The sequence below is a fragment of the Sphingomonas sp. LH128 genome, from assembly GCF_000293195.2.
GTDB classification, from domain to species: domain Bacteria; phylum Pseudomonadota; class Alphaproteobacteria; order Sphingomonadales; family Sphingomonadaceae; genus Novosphingobium; species Novosphingobium resinovorum_A.
This window is the reverse complement of the sequence record NZ_ALVC01000277.1, coordinates 1-7,002: the sequence shown is the minus strand read 5'-3', so window position 1 is coordinate 7,002 and position 7,002 is coordinate 1. Positions and strand designations below refer to the sequence as shown.

The 7,002-nt window shown below is 66.3% G+C and carries 6 protein-coding genes; all 6 read left to right on the top strand.

Translation table 11 applies throughout. The features are described from left to right. On the top strand, positions 1–994 hold a 994-nt coding region (locus LH128_RS20600; protein WP_008831619.1), incomplete at its 5' end, for an MFS transporter. A gap of 4 nt (positions 995–998) precedes the next feature. Then, positions 999–1,748, top strand: a complete 750-nt coding sequence (locus LH128_RS20595) for an SDR family NAD(P)-dependent oxidoreductase (protein ID WP_008831618.1) — start codon at positions 999–1,001, stop codon at positions 1,746–1,748. 59 nt (positions 1,749–1,807) lie between these two features. After that, positions 1,808–2,641, top strand: coding sequence for a rhamnogalacturonan acetylesterase (locus LH128_RS20590; protein ID WP_327195231.1), 834 nt, complete (start codon positions 1,808–1,810; stop codon positions 2,639–2,641). Positions 2,642–2,762: 121 nt separating this feature from the next. Continuing rightward, a complete protein-coding gene (locus tag LH128_RS20585; RefSeq protein ID WP_008831616.1) occupies positions 2,763–5,654 on the top strand; it encodes a TonB-dependent receptor in 2,892 nt (963 codons plus the stop codon). Between the two features lie 98 nt (positions 5,655–5,752). Then, positions 5,753–6,493, top strand: coding sequence for a FadR/GntR family transcriptional regulator (locus LH128_RS20580; RefSeq protein WP_008831615.1), 741 nt, complete (start codon positions 5,753–5,755; stop codon positions 6,491–6,493). Beyond that, positions 6,493–7,002: PfkB family carbohydrate kinase (locus LH128_RS20575; RefSeq protein ID WP_008831614.1), on the top strand; the 510-nt coding region annotated here is incomplete at its 3' end. The genes LH128_RS20580 and LH128_RS20575, both read left to right, overlap by 1 nt.

The following is a 7,002-nucleotide window of genomic DNA, read 5'->3' as shown; positions in this document are numbered from 1 at the left end:
CGGCCTGCTGGCGCTGCTGCGCGTGACGCTGGGTGTCAGCGAGGCGGGCAACTGGCCCGGCGCGGCCAAGGCCAATGCGCTGTGGTTCCCGCAGAAGGAGCGCGCGCTGGCGCAGGGGGTGTTCAACGCGGGCGCGTCGCTGGGGGCGATCGTCTCCGCGCCGCTGGTGGCTCTGCTGTTCACCGCGTTTGGCTGGCGCGCGACGTTCCTGGCGATCGGCGTGCTCGGGCTGCTGTGGCTGGTGCCCTGGCTGCTGCTCTACCGCGCCGACCCGGACAGCAACCCATGGCTCACCAAAGCCGAGCGCGAACATATTCTGGGCACCGGCGAGGCGCAGGCCGTCCGGCCGGCGGGCTATGCTCCCGGCTGGGCGCAGATGCTGCGCCACCGGCAGAGCTGGGCGATCATCGTCAGCCGCTTCTTCCTCGATCCGGTCTGGTGGCTGTTCGTCTCGTGGCTCCCGATCTATCTGGCCGAGACCTTCGGCTTCGACGTCCAGCAGATCGGCCTGTTCGCCTGGGTCCCGTTCGTCGGCGCGATGGCGGGGAGCCTGACGGGCGGCTGGCTGTCCGGCGCGCTGATCGCGCGGGGGCGGACGGTGAATTTCGCGCGCAAGTGCGCGATCACGCTTGGCGGGCTCATCATGCTGCCGCCGCTGCTGCTGACGATGCACGCGGCCAGCCCGCTCTATGCGGTGCTGCTGATCGCGGTGATCCTGTTCGGCTTCCAGATGGCGATCAACAACATCCAGACCCTGCCTGCCGATTACTTCGCGGGCGGCACGGTCGGCTCGCTGGCGGGGCTGGGCGGCACGGCGGCAGTGGCGGGTACGCTCGTCACCACCTGGCTGGTGCCGGTCATGACCAAGACCAGCTACGCCCCGATCTTCGCGCTGGCCGCCGCGCTGGTGCCGCTTTCCCTCCTTTGCATCTGGCTGCTGGGCGGCCGGATCGAACCCCTCACTCCCCCGAACACTTCTCAAGACAAGGGCTGAATCCATGCGTTTCAAGGACAAGACCGTCATCGTCACCGGCGGTGGCCGCGACATCGGCAAATCGGTATCGCAATACCTCGCCCGTGAAGGCGCGAAAGTCGTCATCAACTACCGCAGCAACCGCGAGGAAGCCGAGCGCACCCTTGCCGAGATCGAGGCCGAGGGCGGCACGGGTCTGATCCATCAGGCCGACGTCGCGAGCGCGCAGGATGTCGCGGGGCTGGTCGCGGCCACCGTCGAGGCATTCGGCGGCATCGATTTCGTCGTCAACCTTGCGGGCGGCATGGTCGCGCGCAAGACGCTGGCGGAGATGGACGAGGCGTTCTTCGACCATGTGATGGACCTCAACCTCAAGTCCGCCTTCCTCGTCACCAAGGCCGCGTTGCCGCACCTCTCCAAGGGCAGCGCGATCGTCAACGTGGCCTCGCTGGCGGGGCGTGATGGCGGCGGCCCGGGCGCGAGCGTCTATGCCACCTCCAAGGGCGCGCTGATGACGCTGACGCGCAGCTGGGCGAAGGAGCTGGGGCCGCAGGGCATCCGCGTCAACGCCGTGTGCCCGGGCCTGATCGGCACCAGCTTCCACGACATCTTCTCCAAGCCCGAGGGCCGCGCCGCCACCGCGAACAACACCCCGTTGCGCCGCGAAGGCCACCCCGACGAAGTGGCGGGCGCGATTGGCTTCCTGCTGTCCGAAGAGGCCGCGTTCCTGACCGGCGTGAACCTCGACATCAACGGCGGCCTGGCCTTTTCCTGAAGGGAAACAAGAGGATGACACGTAAGGCATGGGTGGCCGCGGCAATCGCCGCGGCCCTGATGAGCACGGCCGCAACCGCACAGGACGCGAACTCGTCGAAGGGGCGCACCGTACGCACCGACGCGGAGAAGCTGGCGGCCGACAAGATCGTGCTGGTCGGCGATTCCACGATGGCGCCGATGAGCGGCTGGGCCTCGATGTTCTGCGCCCATCACGTGAAATCTTCCACCGCCTGCCTCAATCTGGGGCGCGGCGGGCGCTCCACGCGCAGCTATCGGCAGGAGGGATCGTGGGATCTCGCCCTCGGCGAAGCGCGCGTCCCGGGCTACCGCCGCACTTTCGTGCTGATCCAGTTCGGCCACAACGACCAGTCCTCCGTGGCGGAACGCTGGACCGAGATGGACAGCGAGTTCCCCGCCAATTTGCGCCGCATGGTGGAGGACGTCCGCCAGACCGGGGCCGTGCCGGTGCTGCTCACCCCGCTGACCCGGCGAGACTTCGTGAAGGGGCGGCTGAACAACACGCTGGAGCCGTGGGCAGCGAAAGTCCGCGCCGTCGCCGCCGCGCTCAAGGTGCCGCTGGTGAACCTCAACGCGGCTAGTGCAGCGGCGGTTCAGGAGATGGGGCCGGTGCGATCGATGGCATTGGCGCAAACGGCACCCAACGGCACTGAACGACACCAAGCGGGTACAGGAACCACCCTCAAGGCGCGCCCGGCGGCCGAAGCACGGCTCCCCGACGTGCCGACCACGCCCGACGGACCGCGCGGCCAGTTCCAGCGCAAGTTCGACTACACGCACCTCGGCGATGAGGGCGCGGAACTCTTCGCAGGCCTCGTCGCGCGCGATCTGGCGCGGGCTGTGCCGGAACTGCGGAGCCAGATCGCGCCCTGAGCTCGATTTTAGTTCATACCAATTTGGCAAATTCTTGTTTTCAAATTGGTATGAAATAATGGATTGACTGATAATTGATAATTGGTCAGAAAATACTCAAAGACCAAAGGGAAGAGGAATCATGATGTCGCCTCACGATCGCGGCTTCGCTCGCGGCCATAGCCGCCGTACCCTCCGTTTCTGCCTGCTGGCCGGTGTCGCCTTCGTCGCTGCCCCGGTTCTGGCGCAGGAAGCACCGGCGCAGTCTGAGGCAACTCAGGTGCCGCAGGATTTCGGCGGCGCCTCGGCGCAGGACATCATCGTCACGGGCCTTCGGGAAACGCTCCAGACATCCATCAACGAGAAGCGGCGCGAAACCGCGATCGTTGATTCGCTCTCGTCCACCGAGATCGGCGACCTCCCGGCGCTCTCGGTGGGCGAGGCGATCCAGACCATCACCGGCGCGACCACGCACCGCGAAAAGGGCGGCGCTTCGGAGATTTCGCTGCGCGGCCTCGGCTCGTTCCTCAGCAACACGACCATCAACGGCCGCGATGCATCCAACGGCAGCGGCGACCGCGCGGTGAACTTCAACCAGTTCCCGTCCGAACTCATCAACGGCATCAAGATCTACAAGACCCAGCAGGCCGACCTCGTCGAAGGCGGCGTGGCGGGCACTATCGAACTGGGCACCATCCGCCCGCTGGCGTTCAAGAAGCGCCGCATCCAGCTGGACTTCAAGACCAACTACAGCCCCTATCAGGATCGCATCCGCGGCTCCAGCGCCTGGGGCTGGCGCGGCACCGCCAGCTATGTCGACCAGTTCGACGCCGGGGCGCTGGGCGAGATCGGGATCGCGCTGGGCGTTCAGCGCAACAAGACCAACAACCCAGAAGAGACGTATGCCGCCAGCTCAACCTGGGTGGCGTGCAACCCCGGCATCGCGGTGCCCAATGGCAACTGTTCGGAAGTGAGCCGCGAACAGGCGGCGGCCGGAACGCCCTTCGCGCTGGTCCCCAATGCCGCGACGTACCGCCAGATCAGCGAGAACGACAAGCGCGACGCGATCTTCGGGGCGATCCAGTGGCGGCCCAGTTCGACGCTCGATATCAACCTGGACGTCCAGTATTCCAAGCGCAACTACGCCGAGAACCGGCGCGACCTGAACCTGTCGGAAATGCGCTATGGCCTGAGCAACATCGCCTATGACGAGAACGGCGTCATCACCCACCTCGAAGGGCGCACCTCGCTGGAAGCGGTGGGCACGCTGCTGGAGCGCGACGAGGAGTATCGCGGCGGCGGCTTCAACGTCGAATGGCGCCCCGCCGATCGGCTGACGATCAAGGCCGATGCCTCCTATTCGCGCACCGTGCGCACCGACGTGGAGCGCTCGGTCCGCCTGCGTACCGATCCGCTCGACATCTACGGCAACCCGACCGTAATCAACAACCAGCGCGTCGGTTATATCTACGACGTGGCGCCGGGCAGCTATGCGCCGACGCTCACCATCGACCCGCGCTTCGACGTCAACGACTATGCGCTGTTCAGCGATGACGCCCGCCTGCGCCGCGACGAACTGCAGCGCCGCAACCGGATCATCGCCGGCCGCCTCGATGCGACGTACGAGATGGACGGCTTCCTGCGCAGCGTGGCGGCAGGCGCGCGCTGGACCGAACAGACCTATTCGGACTACGACGACCGCGTCGAGATCACGCAGGACAGCCGCGCGGTTGACCGCGACGTCAACCTGGCCTGCCGCACCACGTTCCCGCAGAGCGACTACCTCTCCAACGCGCCGGGCAACCAGTTGTCGAGCTGGGCGACGTTCGATCCGGTCTGCCAGTTCCGCGAATACCTCGGCACCGAGGACCCGGGACGCAATGCCGATGTGCGCTCGGTCGCCAACCGCGACGTCACCGAGCGTACGCTCGCCGCCTACCTGATGGCGAACTACGAGAGCACGCTGGGCGACATGCCGATCCGGGGCAACTTCGGCGTGCGGGCGGTGCAGACGCGCGTGACCTCCAACGGGCTGCGCAGCGACCTGCAGGTGGTCAACAACCCCGACGGCTCGATCCGCCTCGTTGACAGCGGCGTGTTCGACACGGTCACCATCAAGAGCAAGTCGACCCGCCTGCTGCCCAGCATCAACGCGATCTTCGAACTGAAGCCCGACCTGCTGCTGCGCCTTGCCGGCTACCGCGCGATGTCGCGTCCCGCGCCCAGCGCGCTCGGCGCAGGCCGGACGATCCAGCTGGAGGACGGCACCAACTTCTCGTCGGTGGCCGATGCGATCAGCCTCATCACCGCCAACGGCTCGCCGCGCCTGAAGCCGCTGATGTCGTGGAACGCGGATGCCTCGCTGGAATACTATCTCAACAAGGATTCGCTGTTCTCGGCCACCGTCTACTACAAGCAGTTCACCGGCGGCTTCATTCCGGTGGTGCTGAACGAGGATTACTCGATCGGCGGGCAGAACTACTCGATCCCGGTCGTCCAGACCCAGAACAGCACGCGCAAGAGCCGGGTCTACGGGCTGGAAGTGACGCTGGCGAACCGCTTCACCTGGCTGCCCGCGCCGTTCGACGGGCTTGGCGGCAAGGTCAGCTACAACTACGCCAATTCCAATTTCAGGAACGAGGATATCCGCCTCGGCGCGGTATACGATCCGGAAACCGGCGAGACGACGCCGGGGATGATCCCGGCGGCGAACCTTTCGGGCTATTCCAAGCACGTGGTTTCGGGGCAGCTGTACTATTCGCTCGGCAAGCTGAACCTGTCGGCGATCTACAATTATCGCTCGAAGTATTATCAGGACTTCGTCGGCGGCAATTCACAACTGCGCTATGTGCGCGGGAACCAGACGCTGGACTTGCGCGCCTCCTACGACGTGACGCCCAATGTGCAGCTGCAGTTCCAGGCCGTGAACGTGTTCGACGAGCCCAAGATCACCGACATGCCGGTTCAGGGCAGCATCCGGCAGTACCACTATTACGGTTCGCGCTACTTCCTGGGCGTGCGCGCCAAGATCTGATGGCGGGATTGCCGGGGGCTGCAGGATTGGTCAGGCAATTGCCTAGCTTTGGCATGGAAGCTATGAGGCAGGCGTGACAACGAGAGAGAAGAATCGCCATGGCTGACAGGTTGTTCCAGGGCATCGCCGACCAGATCGTGGCCCTGATCGACGAAGGCGTGTTCCCCCCCGGCACCCGCCTGCCCGGAGAGCGCGAACTGGCCGAGCGGTTCAACGTCAGCCGCGTGACCATCCGCGAGGCGGCGATCGCGCTGCAGGCGATCGGCGTGCTGCGGATCAAGACCGGCTCGGGCATCTACGTGACCGAGCGGGCCGACCGTGCCGACGACGTCCTGCCCGCCGTCAGCGCGCTGGAATTGACCGAGGCGCGCGCTCTTTTCGAATCCGAGGCGGCGGCGCTCGCGGCGCCGGTGATCTCGGCCGAGACGCTGGCGAAGCTGGACGAACTGCTGGCGGCGATGGCGGTGGAGCAGGACGATGTGCGCTCCACCGAGATCGACCGCGAATTCCACATGACGATCGCCTCGGCATCGGGCAACGGGGCGATCACGCATGTCATCCGTACCTTGTGGCGGCTGCGCACCGAATTGCCCGAAGTGCGCCACACCCACGAAAGCGTCTGCCACCATGACGGCATGACCCGGCAAGACGAGCACGCCGCCGTCGTCGAGGCGCTGCGCCGCCACGATCCGCAAGGGGCGCGCGTGGCGATGCGCCAGCACTTCCAGCGCCTGCTCGGCTCGATGCTGGACGCGACCGAGGAACGCGCGATCTCCGAACTGCGCCGCAAGTCGCAGGAAAGCCGCGAACGCTTCCTGATGAGCGCCAAGATCGGCTGATGACGGGTCATATCGTCACCTTTGGCGAAGTCCTGCTGCGCTTCGCCACGCCTGCCGCGCGGCTGACGGTGCAGTGCGATGCGCTGGACATGGTCGTCGGCGGCGCGGAGGCCAATGTCGCGGCGGGGCTCGCCTCGCTGGGCCATGACGTGAAGATGCTTACGCGCCTGCCGTCCAGTCCCTTGGGCGACAAGGCGCGTGCGGCCCTGAATGCCGCCGGGATCGATACGGCTTATGTGGGCCGCGATGCCGGGCGGATGGGCCTCTACTTCCTCGAAAGCGGGGCGGGCTTGAGGCCTTCGTCGATCACCTATGATCGCGAGGGTTCCGTGTTCGCAACCTCCAAGGCGGACCAGTTCGACTTCGCCTCCGCGCTCGAGGGCGCCCGACTGCTCCACCTGTCGGGCATCACGCCGGCGCTCGGCCCCGGAGGCGTCGCGCTTGCGCAAGCCGCCGTCGCCGCGGCGACAAGCGCCGGCGTGCCTGTCTGTTTCGACGGCAATTACCGC

Coding starts and splice junctions, on each gene's coding strand:
- LH128_RS20595 (WP_008831618.1), top strand. CDS start 999: ATGCGTTTCAAGGACAAGACCGTCATCGTCACCGGCGGTGGCCGCGAC.
- LH128_RS20590 (WP_327195231.1), top strand. CDS start 1,808: ATGAGCACGGCCGCAACCGCACAGGACGCGAACTCGTCGAAGGGGCGC.
- LH128_RS20585 (WP_008831616.1), top strand. CDS start 2,763: ATGATGTCGCCTCACGATCGCGGCTTCGCTCGCGGCCATAGCCGCCGT.
- LH128_RS20580 (WP_008831615.1), top strand. CDS start 5,753: ATGGCTGACAGGTTGTTCCAGGGCATCGCCGACCAGATCGTGGCCCTG.